The following is a 23,012-nucleotide window of genomic DNA, read 5'->3' as shown; positions in this document are numbered from 1 at the left end:
ACGGCGTTGATGTCAGGCGTCGCCGAGCCGCTTGATGAAGCGCACGGTGCCGTCGGAAAAACCGCAGGCCTTGTAGAACGCGTGCGCATCCGCGCGCTGCGATCCGCTGACCAGCTCAAGCCGTGCCGCGCCGGCGAAGCGCGCACGGCGCTCGGCCTCCTTCAGCAGCTGCCGCCCCAGGCCCTGGCCCTGCGCATCGCTGGTGACGACGAGGGCGGTGATGCGACAGGTGGTCGAGCCGAGCGGCAGGTAGTACATGAAATCCAGGCCGATCAGCCCGCAGACCCGGCCTCCGCTGCGCGCGACGACCAGCGCCTGGCGGTCGTTCGCGGTGATCAGCCGGATGCGCTCGCGCGCCTCGCGTTCGCTGCAGGGATAGCCCATTTCCGACAGCAGTGCAGCCACGTCGTCGGCATCCATCACCGATGCGCTGCGCAGATCGGCATCGGGCAGGTCGCCGCGGGATGCGAAATGGCCGGGGCGCATGCGTGCGGCCTAGCGGGTTCCGAACAGCACGATGGTCTTGCCGCGCGCGGTCAGCTTGCCGTCGGCCTGCAGCTTCTTCAGCACGCGCCCGGCCATCTCCCGCGAGCAGCCGACCAGTCGCGCCAGTTCCTGTCGCGAGATCCGCAGCTGGGTGCCCTGCGGGTGGGTCATCGCCTCCGGCTCGCGGGTCAGGTCGTGCAGGGTGCGGATGATGCGGTCGGTCACGTCGAGGAAGGCGAGACGTCCCGCCTTGCGACTGGTGTCGAGCAGCCGCCGCGACAGTTGCGCGCCGATCGCGTACATGATCGATGTCGCGTCGTTGGCGAGTACGCCGTCGAACAGCTGGTACAGCCGCTCGTAGCTGATCTCGGCGAGCTCGCACTGGGTGCGGGTGCGCAGGATCACTTCGCGCACGTCCGAATCGATGAACAGCCCCATCTCGCCAACCAGCTCGCCATTGCCGAAGTAGCCCAGGATCAGCTCGCGACCGTCGTCCTCCTCGGTAATGATGCTCACCGAACCGCTGACGACGTAATACAGCGTGCCCGCGGGGTCGCCGGGCCGGAATACATCGCTGCGCGGCGGATAGCGCCGGCGGTGGCAGTGGGAAAGGAAGCGCTCGAGCGCGGCGGGCGTGGGCGCCATCGGATGGGGCGGGCGCGGCAGGTGAGGATTGATCAGGGCCACAGGGGTCAGGTTCATGGGCTTGCGATCGGGGGAATGCCGCAGAGTAGGACGTCCCGCTGCCGGGGGCAAACCCGTGACGTCGGAAAGTCGCGGTGGATGGTGCTTTGCCGCATAATCCCCGTTTCGCCCAACCCCCGAGGGTCGACCGCTGTGGTCAAACCGCTCCCGCGTCTGAAGCTCCAGGGCTTCAACAACCTGACCAAGGCCCTGTCGTTCAACATCTACGATGTCTGCTATGCGGCGTCGGAAGACGAGCGCCAGCGTTACATCGCCTACATCGACGAAGTCTACAACGCCGACCGGCTGACCCAGATCCTGACGGATGTGGCCGAGATCATCGGCGCGAACATCCTCAATGTCGCGCGTCAGGACTACGAGCCGCAGGGCGCGTCGGTGACCATCCTCATTTCCGAGGAGCCGGTGATCGACAAGGCGCAGGCCAAGGGCGTCATCTCCGACGCGGTCGTCGCGCACCTCGACAAGTCCCACATCACGGTGCACACCTATCCGGAAACGCATCCGGACAACGGCATCGCGACGTTCCGCGCCGACATCGACGTCGCCACCTGCGGCGTGATCTCGCCGCTGAAGGCGTTGAACTACCTGATCGAGAGCCTCGAGTCCGACATCGTGGTGATGGACTACCGCGTGCGTGGCTTCACCCGCGACATCAAGGGCAAGAAGCACTACATCGACCACAAGATCAACTCGATCCAGGACTACCTGGCCAAGAACATCAAGTCGCGCTACGACGCGCTCGACGTGAACGTCTACCAGGAGAACATCTTCCACACGAAGATGCATCTGAAGGAGTTCGACCTTGACCAGTACCTGTTCGAGGAAAAGGCGCGCAACCTGTCGTTCAAGGAGCGCATGAAGATCGAGGCGCGTCTGCGCCGGGAGATCGAAGAGCTCTATCACGGTCGCAATCTGGTCGACTGACCGATCCGCGCCGTTCAAGAAAGGCCCCGCTTGTGCGGGGCCTTTTCGTTGGGTGACACGCAGTGCCGGTAGCCGGGCGCTGGCCAGCGGACGCGCTCACACCCTGTAGGCGACGGCCTTCATCAGACTCGACGCAGCGGCCATCAGCGACGGGACCGGCCATGGGAGCACGCGCGCGCCCGCCTGTTCGGCCTGCTCGGCATGGCGGGCTTCATCGGCCTTCATCTGCTGGAGGATGTCGCGGCTGCGGCGGTCCGCTTCGGGCAGCGTCTGCAGGTGATCGTCGAGATGCGCCTCGACCTGGCGTTCGGTCTCCACCACGAATCCGAGGTTCCAGCCGTCGCCGCGGAGGCCGGCGACGACGCCGAGCGCGTAACTGCCGCCGTACCACAGGGGGTTGAGCAGGCTGGGACGGCTGTCGAGTTCGCGCAGCCGCTGCGCGCACCACGCGAGATGGTCGGTCTCTTCCTGTGCTGCCTCGAGCAGGTGGGCGCGGGTTTCCGGCTCGCGGGCGACCGCGGCCTGGCCGAAGTACAGTCCCTGTGCGCAGACTTCGCCGACATGGTTGATCCGCATCAGTCCGGCGGCATGCCTGCGCTCGGACTCGTCGAGGACGACATCGGGTGTGTCGGCAGCGGGGTTGGGGCGGCTCGCCGGCGGATTGCCGAACACGGTATCGAGCGCGCGCTGGGTCTCGACCAGCATCCGGTCGATCGGGTTGAAGCGGGGTTGGAGGAAGGCCATCGGTACGGTTTCCTGCAGCGCGGCGGGCTGCTGCTTCCTCTATCATTCTCGGCGCTTGGTCCGGATCGCGCCAGCGCAGGGCGGCGCAAACCGCCGGCAGCTTGCGCGGCGCGGGGTGGCCGGCTATGATTCCGCTTCTGTGTTGCACGCTCTACAACGCGAGGCGAAGTTCCGCCGGCACCGGCGCAACCAGCCCGACCAGTCACCGACCGAGTATTTTTTCGTCATGAAGACTTTCACCGCCAAGTCCGAGACCGTCCAGCGCGACTGGTACCTCGTCGACGCCACCGGCAAGACGCTGGGCCGCCTGAGCGCGGAAATCGCCCACCGTCTGCGCGGCAAGCACAAGCCCGTCTACACCCCGCACGTCGATACCGGCGACTACATCATCGTGGTCAATGCCGAGAAGATCGCCGTGACCGGCAAGAAGATGACGGACAAGCTCTACCACCGTTTCACGGGCTACATCGGCAACCTGAAGACCGAGACCCTGGGCCAGGCGCTTGAGCGCCACCCGGAGCGCGTGATCGAGATTGCCGTCAAGGGCATGCTGCCGAAGAATCCGCTCGGCCGTGCCATGTACCGCAAGCTCAAGGTCTACAAGGGTGCCGAGCACCCGCACGCCGCTCAGCAGCCGCAGCCCCTGGAACTCTAAGTCATGGCAATTACCCAGAATTACGGCACCGGCCGTCGCAAGTCCTCCGTCGCCCGCGTGTTCCTCCGCAAGGGCAGCGGCAAGATCACCGTCAATGATCGTCCGCTCGACGAGTTCTTCGGCCGTGAGACCGCGCGCATGATCGTGCGCCAGCCGCTCGAGCTGACCCAGAACACCGAAACGTTCGACATCCTGGTGACCACCACCGGTGGCGGCACGACCGGCCAGGCTGGTGCGATCCGTCTCGGCATCGCGCGCGCGCTGGTCGAGTACGACGAGACGCTGAAGATCGAGCTGCGCAAGGCGGGCTTCATGACCCGTGACGCACGCGAAGTCGAGCGCAAGAAGGTCGGCCTGCACAAGGCACGTCGCGCCACGCAGTTCTCGAAGCGCTGATCGCGTTGTATCGGATCCGCGCGATCGCGTGGATCCGATGCTGCCGAGGCTTGCGGTGTACTGCGGGTTCGGCGTTACAATATCGATATAGCCCCGTCGCCAAGCGGTAAGGCACCTGACTCTGACTCAGGCATTCGGAGGTTCGAATCCTTCCGGGGCTGCCATATGAAACGAAAAAGCCCGCAGAAATGCGGGCTTTTTCGTGGGCGCGTGTTTGCCGGGGCGAGGTACGGATCCTCCTGTGCAGCGGCGCTTCTTCTGCCGCCGGGCAAACTCATGCAGACGCGATGGCACAGGCCTAGAATCCCCCGATGAACGCCTTCCCGCCGCCCTATACCGCCGTCGACGACGTGGTCGACGCCCTGCGCACCCGTGGTTGCGCCGTGCTGTCGCCGACGACGCTCGCAGCGATCTGCGGCGTGGATCTCGAAGCCCTCAAGGCCTGGCGCCCCGGCTGGGATGACCTGCCGCCGGATGCGTATCTCAAGGATGGCGGGCGCTACCGCCGACGCCGGCACAGCTGCTTCGTCCAGGCGGGCCACAGGCTGACCCAGGTGCCGCATCGTGCGCACTGGCAGTCGGAGGACTACAACGCGCTGCACGGCGGCATGCATCGATGGTTCGAGCCGATGGAGCCTGCGCTGCTGGAGACCCCGGCGTGGTCCACGCTGGTCACCGGGCTCGGCGACGTGTTCTCGCAGGTGCGCGATGCCGGCGACTGGCATGTCGAAGCCCACCAGTTCCGCATCGACACGACCGACGGGATCGGACGGCCGACGCCTGAAGGGGCGCACCGCGATGGCGTCGATTTCGTCGCGGTGCTGCTCGTGGGGCGCAGCGGCATCAAGGGGGGCGAGACCCGGGTGTTCGAAGCCGAAGGCCCGGCCGGGCAACGTTTCACACTGACCGAGCCGTGGGCGGCGCTGCTGCTCGACGACCACCGCGTGATCCACGAATCCACGCCGATCCAGCCGGTCGACAAGGCCGGGCATCGCGATACGCTGGTGCTGACTTATCGCGCAGGCGCGTTCCAGGGCGAGGACTGACCGCTGCGGCGCCGGCCTTGGTTACAATCGCAACAGATAGCCGATGCAACCGGAGTGGCCATGAAGCTGGGTTCTTTGAAGGAAGGGGGGCGTGACGGCACCCTGATCGTCGTCTCGCGCGACCTCGCCAGCGCCGTTCGCGCGACCGGTATCGCGGCGACGCTGCAGCAGGCCCTCGACGACTGGTCGAATGCCGCGCCGCGACTCAATGCCCTCTACGAGTCGCTCAATGCCGGCGACGCCGACGGCGTGTTCGACCTCGATGTGGCGCGCATGGCGGCGCCGCTGCCCCGCGCCTACGAGTTCGTCGACGGCAGCGCGTACCTGCCGCATGTCGAGCGCGTGCGCCGCGCCCGCGGCGCCGAGGTGCCGGCGAGTTTCTACACCGATCCGTTGATGTACCAGGCCACCGGCGCCGGTTTCTACGGGCCGCGGGACACGGTCAAGGTGGTCAGCGAGGAATATGGCATCGATCTCGAGGCCGAGATCGTCGTGATCACCGACGACGTGCCGATGGCGGTCACGCCGGAACAGGCCGCTGCCCACATCCAGCTCGTCGGTCTGGTCAACGACGTCAGCCTGCGCAACCTGATTCCGGGCGAGCTCGCCAAGGGCTTCGGCTTCCTGCAGTCCAAGCCGCGTTCGGCGCTGAGCCCGGTATTCGTGACGCCGGACGAGCTCGGCGATGCCTGGCGCGACAACAAGCTGCACCTGCCGCTGCTGACCCACGTCAATGGCGAATGGTTCGGCGCGCCCGAGGCGGGCGTCGACATGCAGTTCGATTTCTCGCAGCTCGTCGCGCATGCCGCGAAGACCCGGCCCCTCAGCGCGGGCACGATCGTCGGTTCGGGCACGATCGCCAATGAGGACACCTCCAAGGGGGCGTCTTGCTTTGCCGAGAAGCGCACCGTCGAGACGCTCGAGCACGGCGCGGCAAAAACACCGTTCATGGCTTTCGGCGACACCGTGCGGATCGAGATGCTCGACGCCCAGGGCCGCAGCATCTTCGGCGCGATCGAGCAGGTGATCGAGCGCCAGGCGCCGCCGGCGTAAACGCGATGTCTGCCGCGCTGACGCTGCATACCTACTGGCGCTCCAGCGCGGCCTGGCGCGTGCGCATCGCCCTGCATCTCAAGGGGCTCGCCTATGAGAGTGTGCCGGTGCATCTGGTGCGAGAGGGTGGGGAGCAGCGCACGCCCGAGTTCACTCGGCGAAACCCGCAGCAGCTGGTGCCGACGCTGCAGCACGGTGATGCGGTTCTGACCCAGTCGCTGGCGATCATCGAATATCTCGACGAGACCTTTCCGGAAGTGCCGCTGTTGCCGGGGAATCCGCTGTCCCGCGCACGCGCGCGCGCGCTCGCCCAGCTGGTCGCCTGTGATATCCATCCGCTCGGCAACCTGCGTGTGCTGCAGTACCTCGAGCACACGCTGCAGCTTCCTTCGGATGCACGCACGCGCTGGATCGCACGCTGGGTCGGCGATGGCCTTGCCGCGTTCGAGGCCCTGCTCGTGGCGCACGGCGCTGGAGAGTTCTGCGTCGGAAGCACGCCATCGCTGGCCGATTGCGCGCTGGTGCCGCAGCTCTACAACGCACGCCGGTTCGGAGTGGATCTCGAGCCGTATCCGACAATCCGCCGCATCGAAGCGGCCTGCGTCGCCCTGCCGGCTTTCGCGGCCGCAGCGCCCGAGCGGCAGGCGGACGCGCCGCCTGCCTGAGCTGCTTCATTGTTCGGTGGCGAACACGTCCGCATAGGGGTCGTGGCTGCCGGTGCCGCCTTCCGACAGGCGGAACTTCAGATCCAGTCCATCGCGCGAATCGGCGGCGCGCAGCGCCGTCTCGCGCTCGATGCGGCCTTCCTTGTACAGCCGGAACAGACACTGGTCGAAGGATTCGACGCCTTCCTCGAGTGAATCCTCCATCGCCTGCTTGATCTCGTGGACCTGGCCGCGGCGGAGCAGGTCACGGATCATCGGTGTATTGATCAGCACCTCGGTGGCGGGGATCCGGCGGCCGTCGATACCTTCCACCAGGCGCTGCGAGACTACCGCGCGCAGGTTCAGCGCCAGGTTCATCAGGACGTTCTTGTGCGCGGCCTCGGGGAAGAAATTGAGGATGCGCTCGATGGTCTGGTCGGCGTTGTTGGAGTGCAGCGTCGCCAGACAGATGTGGCCGGTCTCGGCGAAGGAGATCGCAGCCTCCATCGTGGTCGCGTCGAGGATCTCGCCGATCAGGATCACGTCCGGCGCCTCGCGCATCGCGTTCTTGAGCGCGTTGTGGAAGGTCAGCGTGTCCAGTCCCACCTCGCGCTGGTTGACCAGCGAGCGCTTGTGCCGGTGCAGGTACTCGATCGGATCCTCGATCGTGAGGATATGGCCCGAGGTGCTGGCGTTGCGGTGGTCGATCATCGAGGCGAGCGTGGTCGACTTGCCCGAACCGGTGGAGCCGACGATCAGCACCAGCCCGCGCGGCGCCATGATGATGTCCTTGAGTACCTGCGGCAGCTGCAGCTCCTCGATGCTCGGGATGTTGCTGCGGATCGCACGGATCACCATGCTGGTTTCGCCGCGCTGCTTGAACACGTTGACGCGGAAACGCCCGGCGTCCTGCAGCGAATAGGCCATGTTGAGCTCGAGATCGCGCTCGAACTGCTGGGCCTGTCCCTCGTCCATCAGTGAATAGGCGATCTTGCGGACCATGCCCGGTGGCAGGCCGGTGCTGCCCAGCGGATACAGCTTGCCCTCGATCTTGATGTACACCGGTGCGCCGGTGCTCAGGAACATGTCGGACGCTTTCTTCTCGCTCATCAGCTTCAAAAAGTAGCCGATATCCATGTACACCCCCCCACTGGCGCCCGGTCTGCGTTGCGCATCCGATTGCGGCTGACGACAATGACCCGGAACAACCCTTCCGGGCACGATGTTTCGATGAATACAAGCTTCGCATATATCCGCCCGCTGCTGCGGTGCGCAGTGCTCGCCAGCGCCCTGGCGCTCGCCGCGTGCGCGAGCACCCCGCCGCCGACCGAGGAACTCGCCGCCGCCCAGCTGTCGGTCGCACGAGCCGGCGATGCAGACGCCGACCAGTACGCGCCGCAGGACCTCCAGCAGGCGCGCCGCGCGCTGGAGCAGGCCCAGGCCGCGATGGCCAATCAGCGCAGTGACGAAGCGCGCACGCTGGCGCTGTCGGCCAGCGCCCTGGCCGATCTGGCACATGCGCGAGCCCGCCAGGCCGCGACCGACTCGGAGCTCGCGGCGCGCCGTGCCGAGATCACCGACCTGCGCCAACAGCTGCGGGTGGAGGAATGAACGTCATGCGATTGAACATTGGATACGGGCTCGTGCTGGCCCTGCTTGTCCCCCTCGCCGTGCAGGCCCAGGCCCCGCTGGAAGGCGAAGGCGCTGCATTGCAGCAGCGGCTCCAGGCCCTCGACAGCAACCCGGAAACCGCCGGAACTGCTGCCTATGAACGCCTGCAGGCACGCCAGTCCCTCGCGGCCCTGGCGGGTTCGCGCAGCAGCCAGCGCGCGTCCGCGCTGCAGATCGCGGCCTGGCGCGTGGAAACTGCCGAACTGGCAGCGCGTACCGAAGTCTCGCGCCGCGAACTCGCCGAGCTCGAACGCGAGCGCAGCGCGTTGATCGTCGAAGCGAGCCGGCAGGACGCTGTGCGCGCGCGCCAGGAAGCCGAGCGCCTACGGATCCAGGCGCAGATCCAGGCCGAAGAGACCGCGCGCCTGCGTCTGGCCGCGGAAGAAGAGGGCACCGCCCGTCAGCAGGCCGAAACCGTGCTGCAGGGCGTCGCCAGCGGCGAGGCGGCCAAGTTGCGCGCGGCACGCCAGCGCGAGGCGGAGCTCAAGCGCCGCGAGGCGGAACTGCTCAAGAGCCTCGAACAGCCCTGAGGCGGCAGCCGACCGTTTCGCCGGGTCGAATGGCCTGGCGAGAGGTGCGGGGCCTTGGCGAGAGTTACGTTAAGAAGTCGTCATTCTTAATCCATCTAGAATCAATGACTTGGCGTAGATTTCGCAGCGGATGCCGTTGTGGCGCGGTTTGAGGATGCGTGTCCTGACACCCCGCCGCGCCGATCTATGTTCACGGCCTTGTCGCCCCCCGATGCGTGGAGTAGGGTCGATTGACCGGGTGGCACTCCACTTTCGCCTCCCGGGCAACCAACCAGGCCGATGACCGAGACGATCCCCCACGTGGTCCATGTATCCAGCGCTGAAGACGGCAAGGGCGGCGTGAGCGGATCCTTCGCCGCAGGAGCTTGGAGGCTGTTCCAGTAGCGCCCCGATCGTCGCCGATCGGGGCGTTTGCATTTCCAGTCAGGAGGATTCCATGTTCGAAGCGCAATCGCAGACCGAACTCGAAGAGATCATGAAAGGAAACGTCGAGTTCAGGCAGCTCTACTACCGGCACAAGGAACTCGACCAGAAGGTGCTGAACGCGGAGCTCGGCGTGCTGCCGGTCGATGAAACCACGCTGTCGCAGATGAAGCGCGAGAAGCTCGCCGCGAAGGATCGCCTGACCCAGATGTACGACCATATGCAGAAACACTAGCGGTTCTGTCGCGGGCGGTGGCGGCCATCCTCGTCGGTCGCCACCGCCCGCGGATGTTGTCCGCGGATGCGATAATCGGCGTCTGTCTCGCTGCAACCCGGACCTGCAATGCCGATCGCCGACTCCGTCCTCGACCTGATCGCCGACACGCCCATCGTGCGTGCGCGCCGCCTCGACGCGGGCCCCTGCGAACTCTATTTCAAGCTCGAGAGCCAGAATCCGGGTGGGTCCATCAAGGACCGCATCGGCCTGCGCATGATCGAGGCCGCCGAAGCACGCGGCGACATCGCCCCCGGCGCGACCCTGGTGGAGGGCACGGCCGGCAATACCGGTATCGGCCTGGCGCTGGTGGCCCAGCAGAAGGGCTACAAATTGATCCTCGTCGTGCCCGACAAGATGAGCCGCGAGAAGATCTTCAATCTCAAGGCGATGGGTGCGGAGGTCGTGCTGACCCGCTCCGACGTCGCCAAGGGGCACCCCGAGTACTACCAGGACCTCGCCGAGCGCATCGCGCGCGAGACCCCGGGCGCCTACTTCATCAACCAGTTCGGCAATCCCGACAACCCGGCCGCGCACGAGCACGGGACCGGCCCGGAGATCCTGCGGCAGATGGCCGAGGTGGGCGGGCTGGATGCGATCGTCTTCGGCTGCGGCAGCTCGGGCACGATGACCGGCCTGTCGCGCTGCTTCGCCAAGGATGCGCCGGACGTGGAGCTGGTGCTGGCCGACCCGGTCGGCTCGATCCTCGCCGAATACATCAATGACGGCGTGCTCAACGACAAGTCGGGCAGCTGGATGGTCGAGGGCATCGGCGAGGACTTCCTGCCGGGCATCTCCGACTTCTCGCGGGTCAAGCAGGCGTATGCGATCAGCGACCAGGAAAGCTTCCTCGCCGCGCGCGAACTGCTGCGCACTGAAGGCATCCTCGGCGGCTCGTCGACCGGCACACTGCTGGCCGCGGCGCTCAAGTACTGCCGCGCGCAGACCACGCCGAAGAAGGTGCTGGTGTTCGTTTGCGATACCGGAAACAAGTACCTGAGCAAGCTCTACAACGACTACTGGATGCTCGACAACGGCTTCCTGGAGCGTGAGACGCATGGCGACCTGCGCGATCTGATCCTGCGCCCGTATTCGCAGCGCGACACCGTCGTGCTGGCGCCGACCGACCTGCTGGTCACCGCCTACCAGCGCATGAAGCTTTACGAGATCTCCCAGCTGCCGGTCATGGAAGGCGACCGCATCGTGGGCATCCTCGACGAAAGCGACGTGTTGCTGCACGTCTATGGCGACGAAGCCCGCTTCCGCGAGCCGGTGGCGTCCGCGATGGTCAGCAAGCTCGACTTCCTCGACGTGAAATCGCCGGTGGAGGCATTGCTGCCGGTATTCGACCGAGGGCAGGTGGCCATCGTGACCGAGGGCGAGGAGTTCCTTGGGCTGATCACCCGGATCGATCTGCTGAACTATCTGCGCCGGCGGGTGCAGTAAGCAGCGTGGCCGCGTCCCGGTCTTGAGCTGGCCGTTCAGTCCAGTCGACTAGAATCCCCCGTCTTTCCAGGAAGCCCCCATGTCCGATTCCAATTCCGAGCGCCGCGATTTCGCGCTCGCTACCCTGGCGATCCATGCCGGGCAGTCGCCCGATCCGTCGACCGGCGCGGTGATGCCGCCGATCTACGCGACCTCGACCTACGCGCAATCCAGCCCTGGCGAACACCAGGGCTTCGAGTACTCGCGCACCCACAACCCCACGCGCTTCGCCTACGAGCGCTGCGTGGCGGGTCTGGAAGGCGGTACCCGCGGCTTCGCATTCGCCTCCGGCATGGCCGCGACGGCGACCCTGCTCGAACTGCTCGACAGCGGCGACCACGTCATCGCGATGGATGACCTCTACGGCGGCAGCTACCGCCTGTTCGAGCGCGTGCGCACGCGCAGCGCCGGCCTCTCCTTCAGCTATGTCGACATGACCGATCCGGCCGCCTTCGAGGCTGCGATCACGCCGAAGACGAAGCTGGTCTGGATCGAGACGCCGACCAATCCGATGCTCAAGATCGTCGACATCCGGGCGATTGCCGACATCGCGCATGCGCGCGGCCTGATCGTCGTGGTCGACAACACCTTCGCCTCGCCGATCCTGCAGCGCCCGATCGAGCACGGCGCCGACATCGTCATGCACTCGGCGACCAAGTACCTCAACGGGCACTCCGACATGGTCGGCGGCATGCTCGTGGTCGGCGACAACGCCGAACTCGGCGAGCAGTTGGCGTTCCTGCAGAACTCAGCCGGTGCAGTGCAGGGACCGTTCGACAGCTTCCTCGCGCTGCGTGGCCTGAAGACCCTGCACCTGCGAATGAAGGCCCACTGCGAGAATGCGCAGGCGCTGGCCGAATTCCTCGATGGTCATGCCGCAGTCGAGCAGGTGATCTACCCCGGCCTCGCGTCGCACCCCCAGCATGCGCTTGCCAAACGCCAGATGGACGGCTTCGGCGGCATCATCTCGGTGCGCATCAAGGGTGGATTCGAAGCGGCCAAGCGCTTCTGCGAGCGCACCGAGCTGTTCACCCTGGCCGAGTCGCTGGGTGGCGTGGAGAGCCTGGTGAACCACCCCGCGGTGATGACGCATGCGTCGGTGCCGGTGGAGCGGCGCGCGACGCTCGGGATAGCGGATGATCTGGTGCGATTGAGCGTGGGTGTCGAGGGGTTCGAGGACCTGCGCGCGGATCTCGAGCGCGCCCTGCAGACGGATCGTTGAATGGCGATCCTCTCCGCGTTTGGCCGTCACCGGGTACTCGCGTTCGAACTGACGAGGCGTGACATCCAGGGGCGTTATCGAGGCGCCAGCTTCGGCATGCTGTGGTCGCTGATCAGTCCCTTCCTCTTGCTGCTGGTCTATACGCTTGCCTTCGGTTTCATTCTGAAAAGCCGCTGGCCTGGCACAAGCGGATCAACGATCGAATTCGCACTCATCCTGTTTGCCGGGCTGACGGTGCACGCGTTCTTTGCCGAATGCCTTGTCCGCGCTCCGTTGCTCATCGTGGGAAGAAGTGCGTATGTCAAGCGCGTGGTGTTCCCGATCGAGATCTTCGGCTGGACCACGGTGTTGGCCGCAACGTTTCATCTGATGATGAATCTCCTGGTCCTGCTGTTGCTCAACGCCTGGTGGAGCGGCCAGGTTCACGCGACCGCATTGCTGCTGCCGATCGTGCTGATCCCGCTCATTGTGCTGTCTGTAGGCGTTGTATGGATGGTATCCGCGCTCGGTGTCTACCTGCGCGACATCGGCCAGGTTGCAGGCGTCGCGGCCACCGCCATGCTGTTTCTTTCGTCGGCAATCGTTCCGCTCGAGTCCATCCCCGAGTCGTACCGGATCGTTTTCGAGCTGAACCCGCTGACATTGATCATCGATCAGGTGCGGGACGTGGTGATCTGGGGCAGGCTCCCCGACTGGAGCGCCCTGTCTTGGTATTCCGCAGTAGCCTGCGGGTTCACAGCGGTCGCATATGGGGTGTTCCGTCGATTGCAAACGGGCTTCGCCGATGTGCTCTGACACTGTTCTAGGCCAAGCCGACCTGATGATCTCGGCGACCGGCGTATGCAAATCCTACCGCCGCTACGATCGCCCCTCGCGGCGGCTGTGGCAGGCGTTGTCGGGGCGGACGAGTGAAGGCAAGGACGAGTTCACGGCACTGCACGCGGTCGACCTCGAGATCCGCCGTGGGGAGACCGTTGGCATCATAGGAAGAAACGGGTCCGGCAAATCCACGCTGCTCCAGATCATCGCCGGCACCCTGTCCCCGACGCGGGGCGCGGTACGGGTGGGGGGCAAGGTGGCGGCCCTGCTCGAGTTGGGGAGCGGGTTCGATCCGGACTTCACCGGGCGCGAAAACGTCTACCTCAACGCGGCCATTCTCGGGTTGACGCGCGAGCAGGTCGCCGCGCGCATTGACGACATCCTCGCATTCGCCGAGATCGGCGATTTCATCGACCAGCCGGTACGCAGCTATTCAAGTGGCATGGCCGTGCGGCTCGCATTCGCGGTCGTTGCCCACGTGGACGCGGACGTGCTGATCATCGACGAAGCACTCTCGGTGGGAGACGCATTTTTCGCGCAGAAGTGCATGCGTTTCCTGCGGCGCTTCCAGCAGAGGGGAACGCTGCTTTTCGTCAGTCACGACGCAGCTGCGGTCGTGAACCTGTGTCGTCGCGCAATCTGGCTCGACGCAGGGCGTATCCGGATGCAGGGCGCCGCCCAGGACGTGATGGAAGCCTACATGGCCGAGCAGCATGCCGTGTCGCGGCAGGGTGCGGGCGCGGAGGTGAGGGTCGAGCGCAAGCGCCGCGAGGTCCGGCCCGATATGGACGTGCGGGCCGAACTTTTCCGGGAGGTCGGAGTCCGCAACCGGTTCGCACTGTTCGAGTTCGACCCCGAGCAGGTGGGTACCGAGTTCGGCGCGCAGGCGGCCCGGATCGAGTCCGTGGCGCTGGAGAACGAAGAAGGCGCACGGATCTCGGTGTTCGAAGGCGGCGAAGTCGTCCGACTCGTCGTGACCGCGAAACTGCGCGAGCCCTTGCAGCAACTGATCGTCGGCTTCTACGTCAAGGACAGGCTCGGGCAACGCCTGTTCGGGGACAATACGTTCCTGGCATATCGTGATGCCCCCCTGTCCGGCAACGCGGGTGAGACGCTTCGCGCAGCCTTCACCTTCCGGATGCCGTTCATGCCCTCGGGGTCCTACATGATCGATGCAGCCGTGGCCTCGGGGGACCAGGACGAACACACCCAGCAGCACTGGGTCCACGACGCGCTGGAGTTCCGGGCGCTCGACGAAACCATGCGGCACGGCCTGGTCGGCCTCCCTATGCTCGCCATCGACGCGGAAGTGGCACTGACATGATCGAGTTCACCGGCGAGCGCTTCGTTCCCTCCGAAGACGGTGAGATCGCCTACGAGCACTGGCATCGCTACGGCTGGTGCCGTTCACTGGTAAAGGGGCGACGTGTGCTCGACGTCGCCTGCGGCGAGGGCTACGGCGCGGCGCTGCTGGCCGCCGAGGCCAGCGAGGTCGTAGGCGTCGACCTGTCCGGGGACGCAATCGAACATGCCAGGCAGGCGTACGCGAGCGTGTCCAATCTGGTGTTCCAGCAGGGCAGCGCAACTGCGATCCCCTTCCCGGATGCATCCTTCGATGTGGTGGTCTCGTACGAAACCATCGAGCATCTGGCCGAACAGACCACCATGATCGCGGAGCTGCGTCGGGTGCTGAGGGCAGACGGCGTGCTCGTGATCTCCTCGCCAAACCGCCCTGTCTACTCCGACGCACGGAATTACCGGAACGAATTCCACGTCAAGGAACTCGATCTGTCGGAGTTCGTCGGACTGCTCGAATCGCAGTTCGGCGCAATACGCCTGTATGGACAGCGGCTGGCCACGGGCTCCTTCATCCTCCCGGATTCGGCGGGCGAGCAGGTCTACCAGGCCGTCACCCGTGGGGAAGGCGCGAGCCTGCGTTTCGAATCTGCAAACCTCGAGTCCGTGATGTATTACGTCGCGGTCTGCGGGGGCGAGGGCTGTACGCTGCCGGAGCTGCCGCCCTCCGTCTATCTGGACCGTGCGGTCGACCTCTACGCACGCTATCAGGGCGTGGCGCTGTGGGCCTCGGACATCGACCGCCAGTTCTCCGAGCTCGGTCGAGCCCATCGCAGGCTGCAGCGGGAACACGAGGAAAGGAGCCGCTGGGCCGTTGCTCTGGATCAGGAAGTGGTGAGGCTGGCGGAACAGTTGGCGGCCCTGCAGGCCGAACTCGACGAACGTACGAGCTGGGCGATCGAGGCCGACCAGGCGCGACTGAAAGCCACGCAGGACTACGAAGCGCTCGTGCAGGCCTTCGATGCCAGATCGCGCTGGGCGGATACCCTTGTCGCGGAACTGGAAGCGCTGCGGGACAAGGCTCCGGTGAGCTCACCGCAAGGGCCCATGGGTCATGGCGATGACCCGGGCAGCGTCTGAACCGGGCCGTGCGGCGAGGCGCGGGCAGGGTATGACGCCAGACCCGCGGGTGGGTCGTCGGCGCGCTCCTCCGCGAGGGCCGGACCGGTAAGCAAATCCGGCACGGCTGTCATACCGCGCGCAGCATTCCACGCACGCACGCACGCACGCACGTGGAGCGGTCCTACTCGACGCGGAACTCGGCGATGCCGAGCGGGATTCCGTTCGCGTCGATCTGCACGTTGTAGTTGCCCGCAACCATGCCATCGGCAGATGCGAACTCGAAGCTCACGTAGTCGCCCGTTGCACCGGTCTTCGACTCCATCTTGTGGGTCTGTCCATCCTGGAACGTCCAGTAGACGTCGAACTTCGCGCCCGGCTGCGCACCCTTGAGGGGCGCACTGGCGTGGACTGTATCGCCCTGGGCGTATACCGGCTTGGCGCCGGTGGCCCGGCCCGAGGCGTCACGCGAGCTACCTACCAGCACTGCGTCGGCAGCGACCTCGGTAGGCACATAGGCATTGGGATCGTCAGCGGGATCGGTACTCCAGCTGGAGTTGGCACCCGGTTGCGCCTGCGTCGCTTCGGTCTCGGTCCTGGCGTCGTCCGTCTGCGGCGGTGCAGGTGGCGCTTCCGGGGAGCAGGCCGCCAGCGCAATCGCAGCGACTGTCGCAACAAGGAAAGGGTAGGGGCGCTGGATCATGAGGGCGACTCGCAAGAGGGAGTTCGCGATCCTAGCAAAGCGGGCGCGCGACGCAACAAAGTTCTGAGTCAGGGAGTACCGGCGGGTGAGGATGTGGCGCGTCGTTTACGCCCAAAGTGCACTGGCTTCGACATTGACCCGCGCCTGCGGGTTGGCCCTCGTGGTAATACCGCATCACGCGCGTTGGCTCTTTCGCACGTTCCGCAAACAAAAACGGGCGGCCCGAAGGCCGCCCGTCGTGTCACTCAAACCTGATCGAAGATCAGAAGCCGCCGCCTTCGTGCAGCAGGCGCTGCTCGAATTCGCCATCGGCGTCGGTCAGGTTGGTGACCGTGCCGTTGGTGGTGTTGCGGTTCAGGCCCTGGACCAGCATGCCCTGGAACTCGCCGGTCACTTCGAGGCGCCACTTGCCAACGCCGTCACCGAGCGAGCCGGTCAGGCCCTTGCCGGCGTTGCCGTTCTCGAGATCCTCGGAGTTGATCTGCATCGAACCACGCGACGGCAGGTCGAAGGAGACCGCGCCCTGGCTCGTGTTGCCGGCGTCGTCGATACCGGTGATGGTCACGCGACCAGCGCTCAACGACGGGTTCATCACGCGCACGAACGACTGCGCCGTGGTGTTGCCGGCCGGGTTGACGTGATAGACCTTGACCACCGAGCCGTTGTACTGCAGCGGGGCGACCGGGCAGGCGGAGGCCGACCAGTTGCCGTCGACACCATTCGTGACCTGGAAGGTCTGGGCAGCGATCGGGGTCTCACCATCGACGGTGACGCAGAGCGTCGCGGTGCCGCCGGCACCCTCGAACACGCCGTCGTCTTCCAGAGTCGCCAGCGTGCCGGCATCGTTGATCACATACGCGGCCACTTCGTTGGAGCAGGTGCCGCCTTCGCCGTCAACCGAGAGGAAGACGTTGGTGAAGCCGGCGAAGTTGCCCGCAATCTGCGAGTTCAGCGTGGTCTCATCAGTGAAGCTGAAGCCGCTGGTGGCGGCGAAGTCGATCTGGCCGAGATCCGTGGTGGTCTGGCTGCCTTCGCCGATCGGATAACCTGAAGCGCCCTGATACTCGACGAAGAGCGCCTTCGGGTTTTCGCCGCCCACGTCGATGCGGTCCGGGTTCACGGTCGGCTCGCAGCTGATCTCAAGGCCGTTGTTGCGCGAGATGATCTCGCGGGTCGCAGCATGCAGCTGGGCGCCGCTGACCGGGTCGCGCAGCTGGACCGACAGGCGGGTCGTGCCAGTGGTGCGGACGTTCTGCAGTGCGAGCTCAGCGAACTGCAGGATCACGCCTTCGGACACGGTCGAGGCCGGCGCGGTCGGCGAAACGGTGAACTGGGCGTCGATGCTGCCATCGGTGCCGCCGGCGGCAAGTTGCACGTCCCAGCCGCCCGTCAGGCCGTCGCCCGCGGTGAGGGTGGGCGCGCCATTGAACTGGGCGCCGTCTTCCAGCGTGACCAGCACCTGGAAGCCGGTGGTGCGGCCGATGATGACGTCGCGGATCTGCGTCACGAACTCGACCGGCTCGCTCATGGTGACTTCGAGACCCAGCTGCGAGGCGATCGCTTCCGGGGTCTGGTCGCCGTCGGTCTGCAGCTGGAACGCGAACGCTGCGGCCGGGATGGTGAGCGCTGCGACGAGCGCAACGGCCAGGGTCTTCTTGGTGTATTTCGACATGTCGTAACTCCTGTTGGAACTTGTGTGAAATAAGTGGTCGCAGTCGCGCCTGAACATGCCGCAGGCCTGGTACCGGGCCCTGCATGAACGAAGCTGTCCGTGGCTGGCGCGTCTCACGTTAAAGAAGACCCCGGCGACGCCGAGCCTCCTCCCCCTTGGACCGCGAACTGCGGGCGTGAAGCTAACTGACGGCTTAACTTGCGTCAATGGATGCGGCGTGAAAACGGAACTTTAGTTTTTTTGCAACATGATGTTTCGGTTGTGGGTTACGTGATCGTGGCAACCCGATAGAATTTTTTGTGACCGCAGGATTCAGACGCGTGGAGGCTCCGCCGGCCACGGAAACCGGAGAGATGATGGAGACAGCAGCGCCCCAACGATCCGCGGCCTTGCCGTGCCAGACCGGACGGCTGGGTGAGCTGCTGATAGCCCAGGGTCTCATCGGTGAGTCGGATCTTGCCCGAGCGCTGGATTTGCAGGGGCGCATCGGCGGCCGGTTGGGCAGCGTACTTATCCGTACGGGCGCGCTCAGCGAGGACAACCTCCTGGCCGCCCTGGGTCAGCAGCTGCAGTTGCCTGTATTGGGTGTCGATCTGCCCTTGCCCGACGATGACGCGCTTGCTGCGGCGGCCGATCAAGTATCCGCAGGTGCGGACTGGCTGGTCGATCGCGGCGTACTGCTGTGGATGTCGGTGGACGGCGAGGTGCATTGCGGAAGCCGCGATCCGCTGGATCCGGTCCTGCGGGAACTGATGCGCCACGCGCTTCCGGGTCGCCGGCCGGTGTACTGCCTGGCCCGGTCGCAGGACGTCGACCGCCTCCTCGATGGGCTGGCGCGGCGGGGTGTTGCTGCCGACGCCGGAGGGGATGCGGCGAGCTTGCGCGAGATGGCCGAGGAAGCGCCTATCGTCGAACTCGTGAACAATCTGATGGCCCAGGCGGTCGAGCAGCGGGCCTCGGACATCCATATCGAGCCGGAGGAGCGCAGCTTCTCGGTGCGTTTCAGGATCGATGGTGTCCTGCATGCGCGTCTCAGTCTTCCGCGGCAGCGCTTCGACGCTGTGGCTTCCAGGCTCAAGCTGATCTCGGGCATGGACATCGCCGAGCGGCGGCTTCCGCAGGACGGCAGGCTCAGCACGCGTGTCGGTGGTCAGGAGATGGATATCCGTGTGTCGGCCTTGCCGGGCGTCTACGGCGAGTCGATCGTGATGCGTCTGCTGCCGAAGGAGCGCAAGGACCTGGGCCTTGCCCGACTCGGCTTCGAGCGCGACCACCTCGCCTTGATGGAAGCCTGGACCCGGGAGGCCAATGGCATCGTGCTGGTCACCGGCCCGACGGGCTCGGGCAAATCCACGACCTTGTACGCGGCCCTCGCCGCGGCGAACGATGGTCTGAAGAAAATCATCACCGTCGAGGATCCGGTCGAGTTCCGCCTTCCGGCGATCACCCAGATCCAGGCGCATGCGGACATCGGCCTGACATTCGCCAGCGCGTTGCGGTCGATCCTGCGACAGGATCCCGACGTCATCATGATCGGCGAGATCCGTGACCTCGAGACCGCGGAGATCGCGGTCCAGGCTGCGCTGACTGGGCATCTGGTGCTCTCGACCCTTCACACCAACAGCGCGATCAGCGCATTCACCCGATTGGTCGACATGGGTGTGGAGCCCTTTCTCGTCGCGACTCCGGTTCGCGCCGTACAGGCACAGCGTCTGGTACGCCGCCTGTGCAGCTGTTCGCGCCCGGCGGCTTCGATCCCGGAAGGAATTCTGGCGGAAGTTTCCGGGCATGCCGAACGCGTGCTGGAGGGTCTGGCGCCAGCGTTCCGCGAGGCCGTGGGTTGCCCGGAGTGCCTGGGTACGGGCTATCGCGGGCGGCTGGGCATCTACGAGATGATCCCGGTCGACGACGAGATGCGGCATCTGATCGTTTCCGGGGCGAGCGTTGAGGACATGAAAGTGTTGGCCAAGGGCCAAGGACACCGTTTCCTCCGGGACGACGGACTGTTGAAGGCGTGGCAGGGGCTGACGACGGTGGAAGAAGTGCTGCGTGTGGTCGGCCACTGATCCGATGCGACTGTATGCGTACGAGGCCGTCAATACGGACGGTCGTTCCAGTACAGGTCATCTCCGGGCCGAAAGCGAGCGGCAGGCGCTACGGTCGCTGGAAGGGCGTGGGCTGTCGGTTGTCGCGATCCGGGCAAGCGATCGGCCAGGACGGGCGCGCCGGAACACGAGGTTGCGTTCCGGCGACATCATCGTCTCGCTGCAGGAACTCGGCACGATGCTGACGTCCGGGGTCCCTGTTGCCGATGCTGTCGCATCGCAGGCGATGTCGGGGCACCATCCAAGAATCGTCTCCGCCTACGCCGGCATGTCCAGTGGACTGCAGCGCGGGCAGAGCTTCTCGCTGGTGCTCGAGGCGAGTGGGCTTCCGTTGCCGGGATATGTGATCCAGCTGGTGCGGGCCGGCGAGCTTACCGGCGAACTGGGCCGCGCGATCCGCGATGCCGGCCAGCAGATGGAATACGAGCAGCGCGTCCGTAACGACATCCGCAATGCACTCGTCTATCCGACAGTCCTGGTGCTGGCGGGGGTAGCCGCCGTCACGCTCATGTTCGTGTTCGTAGTGCCGAAGTTCTCCAGCATGCTCGATCGGGCCGAATCCCTTCCGTTTCTCGCTTGGGCAGTCCTGGCGACCGGCGTCTGGATGCGGACGAATTTCGCACTGTTTGTCGGCGTCGTGGCGGCCGTGGCGGTCGCTGCCTACTTGCTTGCGCGCCGCCCCAAGGTGCGAACGCAGGTGGTGGATGCGATTGCGCGGCTGCCTCTCGTCGGCGCCTGGCTGGTCGAGGCGGACACCTCACGGTGGGCGCGCGTGATGTCCGCCCTGCTCACCAACCGGGTGCCGCTGATGCGCGCGCTCGAGCTTGCGGCCGGAGGCGTACAGATTCCGTCGCGTCACCAGCGCATGCAGGAGGTCACCCGCGCGGTCCGGGGCGGGACCGCACTTGCGTCGGCGCTCGAGATGGAGGAGGCACTGACGCCGACAGGCTACAATCTGGTGCGCGTCGGCGAGCGCTCAGGAAAGCTTGCAGAGATGCTCGAATCGCTTGCAAGGCTGTACGAGGATTCGGGCCGGAACCGCATGAAGCGTCTGTTGTTGCTGATCGAACCTGTGGCGATCCTGATGATCGGGAGCGTGATCGGCACGATCATCCTCGGCATCATCCTCGCAATCACCAGCGCGAACGATCTCGCGATCTGAACGGGGTTCAAAGAAAACTATGAAGTCGAAGGTTCCGTCTGCTCCGCCGCGCACCACGCGTGGGTTCACTCTTCTGGAAATGATCGTCGTGCTCGTGATCATCGGACTGATCATGGGTCTGGTCGGTCCCCGCTTGTTCGGGCAGGCAGACAAGGCCAAAGCCCAGGCGGCGTCGACCCAGGTCAAGATGCTCGGAGGCGCGTTGCAGACCATGCGCTTGGACATCGGTCGGCTGCCGAACGAAGAGGAGGGGCTGTCGCTGCTCGTCCGTCGCCCTGCCGATGAACGGACAGCATCCCGATGGACCGGACCCTATATCGACGGCGATGTGCCGGATGATCCCTGGGGCCGGCCGTACCGCTATTCACCGACGCCTGCCGCTGGGCAACCGTTCACCCTGTACTCGCATGGCGCAGACGGCGCGCCGGGTGGCGAGGGGCTAGATGCGGATGTGGGCTATCTGCCGGCGAACTAGGCTCAATTGCGGGTTCACTCTCCTCGAATTGCTGGTTGTTCTGGCGATTCTGGGGATGGTGGCCGCGATCGCCGTGCCGGGTGCCATCCGCATGATCGACGCCTGGCAGCAGCGTGCAGTGCTTGATGACATCGTCATCAAGGTCAGGTCGCTGCCGCTCGAGGCGCGCCGTGCGGGCAAGCCGGTAGTACTCGACGCAGCTGACGAGTTGCGACCCGCGCCGTGGGACGTGCTCGAGCTTCCCGCGGGATGGCTGGCCGACGCCGAGCGTCCGCTGCGGATCGAGGCGAACGGCGCGTGTTCCGAAGCCCGGCTGGTCTTCGACGTCGGCCGATCCAGGCGGATACTCGTGGTGGATGCGCCTTTCTGTGACGCACGCTGGGAGGACTAGTCGTGCCAGGCCGTGCGGACAGACGACAGGCGGGTTTCACGCTTCTCGAAGCGATTGTTGCGCTGGTGATCTTCAGCATAGGGGCGATGTCGCTGTATGCCTGGCTGGGCGTCAGTCTTGAAGCGCTGCACGCTACTGCACGCGCACAGGAGCGAGTGGTAGCGACCGCTTCAGCCCTCGAGGTGCTGCGCAAGGTCAATCCGATGGCGCAAGAGGCGGGCACGATCGATGTTGATGGGCATACGTACGCCTGGAAAGCGCGGTCGATCGATGGACCGAGGCCGGCAGTGACTCAGCTTGGCGCGCCCACCATCTTTCAGGTGGCGCTGTTCGAACTCGAGGTGATTGTGACCGGACCTGATGGCACCGAAACCGAGCGGTTCGCCGTGCGCCAGATGGGGCATCGCCAGCTTCAACCGCTGGAGGAGGACTGATGCGCAGAGAGTCCGGTTTTACGCTCATGGAGGCTCTTGTCGTCCTGATGCTGGTCTCGATCCTCGTGTCCCTCGCCTTCGAGATGCTTGGCGCGTACCGCATCGCGAAAGGCCGGGTGTTCGAGAGCTCAGCCGGCACCGATCGTCGAGCTCTGGTCCAGACATGGTTTGCGGACTCGGTGAGAGGGATGGTCGCGCTACCGGACGCAATGCCGACTGGAACCTCGACCAAGCTTGCAGGGGTGACGCTTTCGCCTGCCATGTCCGCGCAGGGCGGCCCTGTTCCTGTGGAATGGGAGCTGATGGGCGAGGATGGCCGCAGCACGCTGATCTACCGGGAATACGGCGAAGAGATGTGGCGTTATTCGAGTTGGGCGGAAGTCACCGAGCCGCGTTTCGTATACGCCGGAGACGACGGGGCGACTTCGGATCGCTGGCCGCCGGCCCTGGGAGAGCAGAGCAGACTGCCGAGTTTGATTATTCTGACTTCCGGCGGAGAGGGTGTTTCCGCTCTCGCCGTGGCGCCCCGGAACGGAAAGCCCGTGCGCGCGGAAGCTTTCGAGCTGGAAACAGACTGA

At 65.5% G+C, this 23,012-nt stretch carries 26 protein-coding genes and 1 tRNA gene; 21 read left to right on the top strand and 6 right to left on the bottom strand.

The features are described 5' to 3' along the window. Window positions 1-12: 12 nt before the first annotated feature. Both CNR27_RS14940 and crp read right to left on the bottom strand, forming a co-directional pair. Window positions 13-486 (bottom strand): GNAT family N-acetyltransferase, encoded by a 474-nt coding sequence (locus CNR27_RS14940; RefSeq protein ID WP_096300049.1) that lies wholly within the window; start codon window positions 484-486, stop codon window positions 13-15. A gap of 9 nt (window positions 487-495) precedes the next feature. Continuing rightward, window positions 496-1,131 carry a cAMP-activated global transcriptional regulator CRP gene (crp, locus tag CNR27_RS14935; RefSeq protein WP_233580181.1) on the bottom strand — a complete coding sequence of 212 codons (636 nt, stop codon included), beginning with the start codon at window positions 1,129-1,131 and terminating at the stop codon, window positions 496-498. Window positions 1,132-1,323: 192 nt separating this feature from the next. Here crp and speD point away from each other — a divergent pair, with 192 nt between their 5' ends. Then, on the top strand, window positions 1,324-2,115 hold the full coding sequence (gene speD, locus CNR27_RS14930; protein ID WP_096300045.1) for an adenosylmethionine decarboxylase: 792 nt from the start codon (window positions 1,324-1,326) through the stop codon (window positions 2,113-2,115). 96 nt (window positions 2,116-2,211) lie between these two features. Here speD and coq7 read toward each other — a convergent pair whose 3' ends face one another. Beyond that, window positions 2,212-2,859 (bottom strand): 2-polyprenyl-3-methyl-6-methoxy-1,4-benzoquinone monooxygenase, encoded by a 648-nt coding sequence (gene coq7 / locus CNR27_RS14925; RefSeq protein WP_096300043.1) that lies wholly within the window; start codon window positions 2,857-2,859, stop codon window positions 2,212-2,214. Between the two features lie 226 nt (window positions 2,860-3,085). On the opposite strand from coq7, the gene rplM reads away from it, so the two are divergent. The 6 genes from rplM to maiA all read left to right on the top strand — a co-directional run bounded on the left by rplM (window position 3,086) and on the right by maiA (window position 6,674). After that, a complete protein-coding gene (gene rplM / locus CNR27_RS14920) occupies window positions 3,086-3,514 on the top strand; it encodes a 50S ribosomal protein L13 (RefSeq protein ID WP_096300041.1) in 429 nt (142 codons plus the stop codon). A 3-nt stretch (window positions 3,515-3,517) separates the two neighbouring features. Next, entirely contained in the window at window positions 3,518-3,910 is a 393-nt protein-coding gene (gene rpsI, locus CNR27_RS14915) for a 30S ribosomal protein S9 (RefSeq protein WP_096300039.1), read from the top strand. 89 nt (window positions 3,911-3,999) lie between these two features. Further along, window positions 4,000-4,074, top strand: a tRNA-Gln gene (locus CNR27_RS14910). A gap of 147 nt (window positions 4,075-4,221) precedes the next feature. After that, complete coding sequence (locus CNR27_RS14905; RefSeq protein WP_096300037.1) at window positions 4,222-4,956, top strand: 2OG-Fe dioxygenase family protein; 735 nt, start codon at window positions 4,222-4,224, stop codon at window positions 4,954-4,956. A 60-nt stretch (window positions 4,957-5,016) separates the two neighbouring features. After that, window positions 5,017-6,009: a fumarylacetoacetate hydrolase family protein gene (locus CNR27_RS14900; protein ID WP_096300035.1), complete on the top strand. Its 993-nt coding sequence runs from the start codon at window positions 5,017-5,019 to the stop codon at window positions 6,007-6,009. A gap of 5 nt (window positions 6,010-6,014) precedes the next feature. Beyond that, entirely contained in the window at window positions 6,015-6,674 is a 660-nt protein-coding gene (gene maiA, locus CNR27_RS14895) for a maleylacetoacetate isomerase (RefSeq protein ID WP_096300034.1), read from the top strand. A 6-nt stretch (window positions 6,675-6,680) separates the two neighbouring features. Here maiA and CNR27_RS14890 read toward each other — a convergent pair whose 3' ends face one another. After that, window positions 6,681-7,790 carry a PilT/PilU family type 4a pilus ATPase gene (locus tag CNR27_RS14890; RefSeq protein WP_179948199.1) on the bottom strand — a complete coding sequence of 370 codons (1,110 nt, stop codon included), beginning with the start codon at window positions 7,788-7,790 and terminating at the stop codon, window positions 6,681-6,683. A 93-nt stretch (window positions 7,791-7,883) separates the two neighbouring features. On the opposite strand from CNR27_RS14890, the gene CNR27_RS14885 reads away from it, so the two are divergent. The 8 genes from CNR27_RS14885 (at window position 7,884) to CNR27_RS14850 (ending at window position 15,513) form a co-directional block, all read left to right on the top strand. Beyond that, the gene (locus CNR27_RS14885) at window positions 7,884-8,264 is read left to right on the top strand and encodes a DUF4398 domain-containing protein (protein WP_157745546.1); all 381 of its coding nucleotides are present in this window, start codon (window positions 7,884-7,886) and stop codon (window positions 8,262-8,264) included. Window positions 8,265-8,269: 5 nt separating this feature from the next. Further along, the gene (locus tag CNR27_RS14880) at window positions 8,270-8,854 is read left to right on the top strand and encodes a hypothetical protein (RefSeq protein WP_157745543.1); all 585 of its coding nucleotides are present in this window, start codon (window positions 8,270-8,272) and stop codon (window positions 8,852-8,854) included. 436 nt (window positions 8,855-9,290) lie between these two features. Next, window positions 9,291-9,512 (top strand): HP1242/YdcH family protein, encoded by a 222-nt coding sequence (locus CNR27_RS14875; protein WP_096300026.1) that lies wholly within the window; start codon window positions 9,291-9,293, stop codon window positions 9,510-9,512. A 108-nt stretch (window positions 9,513-9,620) separates the two neighbouring features. Beyond that, on the top strand, window positions 9,621-10,997 hold the full coding sequence (locus CNR27_RS14870) for a pyridoxal-phosphate dependent enzyme (RefSeq protein WP_096300024.1): 1,377 nt from the start codon (window positions 9,621-9,623) through the stop codon (window positions 10,995-10,997). Between the two features lie 79 nt (window positions 10,998-11,076). Beyond that, window positions 11,077-12,258: a cystathionine gamma-synthase gene (locus CNR27_RS14865; RefSeq protein WP_096300022.1), complete on the top strand. Its 1,182-nt coding sequence runs from the start codon at window positions 11,077-11,079 to the stop codon at window positions 12,256-12,258. Continuing rightward, entirely contained in the window at window positions 12,259-13,053 is a 795-nt protein-coding gene (locus tag CNR27_RS14860) for an ABC transporter permease (protein WP_096300020.1), read from the top strand. It abuts the gene before it with no gap. A 25-nt stretch (window positions 13,054-13,078) separates the two neighbouring features. Further along, a complete protein-coding gene (locus CNR27_RS14855) occupies window positions 13,079-14,401 on the top strand; it encodes an ABC transporter ATP-binding protein (protein WP_245815671.1) in 1,323 nt (440 codons plus the stop codon). Then, window positions 14,398-15,513: a methyltransferase domain-containing protein gene (locus CNR27_RS14850; RefSeq protein ID WP_096300016.1), complete on the top strand. Its 1,116-nt coding sequence runs from the start codon at window positions 14,398-14,400 to the stop codon at window positions 15,511-15,513. Before CNR27_RS14855 ends, CNR27_RS14850 begins: the two co-directional genes overlap by 4 nt. Before the next feature lie 163 nt (window positions 15,514-15,676). Here CNR27_RS14850 and CNR27_RS14845 read toward each other — a convergent pair whose 3' ends face one another. Both CNR27_RS14845 and CNR27_RS14840 read right to left on the bottom strand, forming a co-directional pair. Further along, entirely contained in the window at window positions 15,677-16,195 is a 519-nt protein-coding gene (locus CNR27_RS14845) for a hypothetical protein (protein WP_096300014.1), read from the bottom strand. Between the two features lie 262 nt (window positions 16,196-16,457). Next, complete coding sequence (locus tag CNR27_RS14840; protein ID WP_096300012.1) at window positions 16,458-17,867, bottom strand: hypothetical protein; 1,410 nt, start codon at window positions 17,865-17,867, stop codon at window positions 16,458-16,460. Between the two features lie 356 nt (window positions 17,868-18,223). Between CNR27_RS14840 and CNR27_RS14835 the strand changes: the two genes are divergently transcribed. From CNR27_RS14835 to CNR27_RS14810, 6 genes are read left to right on the top strand one after another with little or no spacing between them, the layout of a single operon-like run. Continuing rightward, the gene (locus CNR27_RS14835) at window positions 18,224-19,933 is read left to right on the top strand and encodes a GspE/PulE family protein (protein ID WP_096300726.1); all 1,710 of its coding nucleotides are present in this window, start codon (window positions 18,224-18,226) and stop codon (window positions 19,931-19,933) included. A gap of 4 nt (window positions 19,934-19,937) precedes the next feature. After that, window positions 19,938-21,134 (top strand): type II secretion system F family protein, encoded by a 1,197-nt coding sequence (locus CNR27_RS14830; protein WP_096300010.1) that lies wholly within the window; start codon window positions 19,938-19,940, stop codon window positions 21,132-21,134. Window positions 21,135-21,153: 19 nt separating this feature from the next. Continuing rightward, window positions 21,154-21,609: a type II secretion system major pseudopilin GspG gene (gene gspG, locus CNR27_RS14825; protein WP_096300009.1), complete on the top strand. Its 456-nt coding sequence runs from the start codon at window positions 21,154-21,156 to the stop codon at window positions 21,607-21,609. Next, window positions 21,578-22,000: a pilus assembly FimT family protein gene (locus CNR27_RS14820; protein ID WP_096300007.1), complete on the top strand. Its 423-nt coding sequence runs from the start codon at window positions 21,578-21,580 to the stop codon at window positions 21,998-22,000. The genes gspG and CNR27_RS14820 overlap by 32 nt, the downstream gene beginning before the upstream one ends. A 2-nt stretch (window positions 22,001-22,002) precedes the next feature. Continuing rightward, window positions 22,003-22,434 carry a prepilin-type N-terminal cleavage/methylation domain-containing protein gene (locus tag CNR27_RS14815; RefSeq protein ID WP_096300005.1) on the top strand — a complete coding sequence of 144 codons (432 nt, stop codon included), beginning with the start codon at window positions 22,003-22,005 and terminating at the stop codon, window positions 22,432-22,434. After that, complete coding sequence (locus tag CNR27_RS14810) at window positions 22,434-23,012, top strand: type II secretion system protein (RefSeq protein WP_096300003.1); 579 nt, start codon at window positions 22,434-22,436, stop codon at window positions 23,010-23,012. The genes CNR27_RS14815 and CNR27_RS14810 overlap by 1 nt, the downstream gene beginning before the upstream one ends.

Origin of the sequence: Luteimonas chenhongjianii, assembly GCF_002327105.1 — a bacterium.
Lineage (GTDB): Bacteria > Pseudomonadota > Gammaproteobacteria > Xanthomonadales > Xanthomonadaceae > Luteimonas > Luteimonas chenhongjianii.
This window is presented reverse-complemented; position numbering and strand designations above follow the sequence as displayed.

Excerpts from the sequence above, each read along its gene's own strand:
- CNR27_RS14940 (WP_096300049.1), bottom strand. The coding sequence starts at position 486 with ATGCGCCCCGGCCATTTCGCATCCCGCGGCGACCTGCCCGATGCCGAT.
- crp (WP_233580181.1), bottom strand. The coding sequence starts at position 1,131 with ATGGCGCCCACGCCCGCCGCGCTCGAGCGCTTCCTTTCCCACTGCCAC.
- coq7 (WP_096300043.1), bottom strand. The coding sequence starts at position 2,859 with ATGGCCTTCCTCCAACCCCGCTTCAACCCGATCGACCGGATGCTGGTC.
- rplM (WP_096300041.1), top strand. The coding sequence starts at position 3,086 with ATGAAGACTTTCACCGCCAAGTCCGAGACCGTCCAGCGCGACTGGTAC.
- rpsI (WP_096300039.1), top strand. The coding sequence starts at position 3,518 with ATGGCAATTACCCAGAATTACGGCACCGGCCGTCGCAAGTCCTCCGTC.
- CNR27_RS14905 (WP_096300037.1), top strand. The coding sequence starts at position 4,222 with ATGAACGCCTTCCCGCCGCCCTATACCGCCGTCGACGACGTGGTCGAC.
- CNR27_RS14900 (WP_096300035.1), top strand. The coding sequence starts at position 5,017 with ATGAAGCTGGGTTCTTTGAAGGAAGGGGGGCGTGACGGCACCCTGATC.
- maiA (WP_096300034.1), top strand. The coding sequence starts at position 6,015 with ATGTCTGCCGCGCTGACGCTGCATACCTACTGGCGCTCCAGCGCGGCC.
- CNR27_RS14890 (WP_179948199.1), bottom strand. The coding sequence starts at position 7,790 with ATGGATATCGGCTACTTTTTGAAGCTGATGAGCGAGAAGAAAGCGTCC.
- CNR27_RS14885 (WP_157745546.1), top strand. The coding sequence starts at position 7,884 with ATGAATACAAGCTTCGCATATATCCGCCCGCTGCTGCGGTGCGCAGTG.
- CNR27_RS14880 (WP_157745543.1), top strand. The coding sequence starts at position 8,270 with ATGCGATTGAACATTGGATACGGGCTCGTGCTGGCCCTGCTTGTCCCC.
- CNR27_RS14875 (WP_096300026.1), top strand. The coding sequence starts at position 9,291 with ATGTTCGAAGCGCAATCGCAGACCGAACTCGAAGAGATCATGAAAGGA.
- CNR27_RS14870 (WP_096300024.1), top strand. The coding sequence starts at position 9,621 with ATGCCGATCGCCGACTCCGTCCTCGACCTGATCGCCGACACGCCCATC.
- CNR27_RS14865 (WP_096300022.1), top strand. The coding sequence starts at position 11,077 with ATGTCCGATTCCAATTCCGAGCGCCGCGATTTCGCGCTCGCTACCCTG.
- CNR27_RS14860 (WP_096300020.1), top strand. The coding sequence starts at position 12,259 with ATGGCGATCCTCTCCGCGTTTGGCCGTCACCGGGTACTCGCGTTCGAA.
- CNR27_RS14855 (WP_245815671.1), top strand. The coding sequence starts at position 13,079 with ATGATCTCGGCGACCGGCGTATGCAAATCCTACCGCCGCTACGATCGC.
- CNR27_RS14850 (WP_096300016.1), top strand. The coding sequence starts at position 14,398 with ATGATCGAGTTCACCGGCGAGCGCTTCGTTCCCTCCGAAGACGGTGAG.
- CNR27_RS14845 (WP_096300014.1), bottom strand. The coding sequence starts at position 16,195 with ATGATCCAGCGCCCCTACCCTTTCCTTGTTGCGACAGTCGCTGCGATT.
- CNR27_RS14840 (WP_096300012.1), bottom strand. The coding sequence starts at position 17,867 with ATGTCGAAATACACCAAGAAGACCCTGGCCGTTGCGCTCGTCGCAGCG.
- CNR27_RS14835 (WP_096300726.1), top strand. The coding sequence starts at position 18,224 with ATGGAGACAGCAGCGCCCCAACGATCCGCGGCCTTGCCGTGCCAGACC.
- CNR27_RS14830 (WP_096300010.1), top strand. The coding sequence starts at position 19,938 with ATGCGACTGTATGCGTACGAGGCCGTCAATACGGACGGTCGTTCCAGT.
- gspG (WP_096300009.1), top strand. The coding sequence starts at position 21,154 with ATGAAGTCGAAGGTTCCGTCTGCTCCGCCGCGCACCACGCGTGGGTTC.
- CNR27_RS14820 (WP_096300007.1), top strand. The coding sequence starts at position 21,578 with ATGCGGATGTGGGCTATCTGCCGGCGAACTAGGCTCAATTGCGGGTTC.
- CNR27_RS14810 (WP_096300003.1), top strand. The coding sequence starts at position 22,434 with ATGCGCAGAGAGTCCGGTTTTACGCTCATGGAGGCTCTTGTCGTCCTG.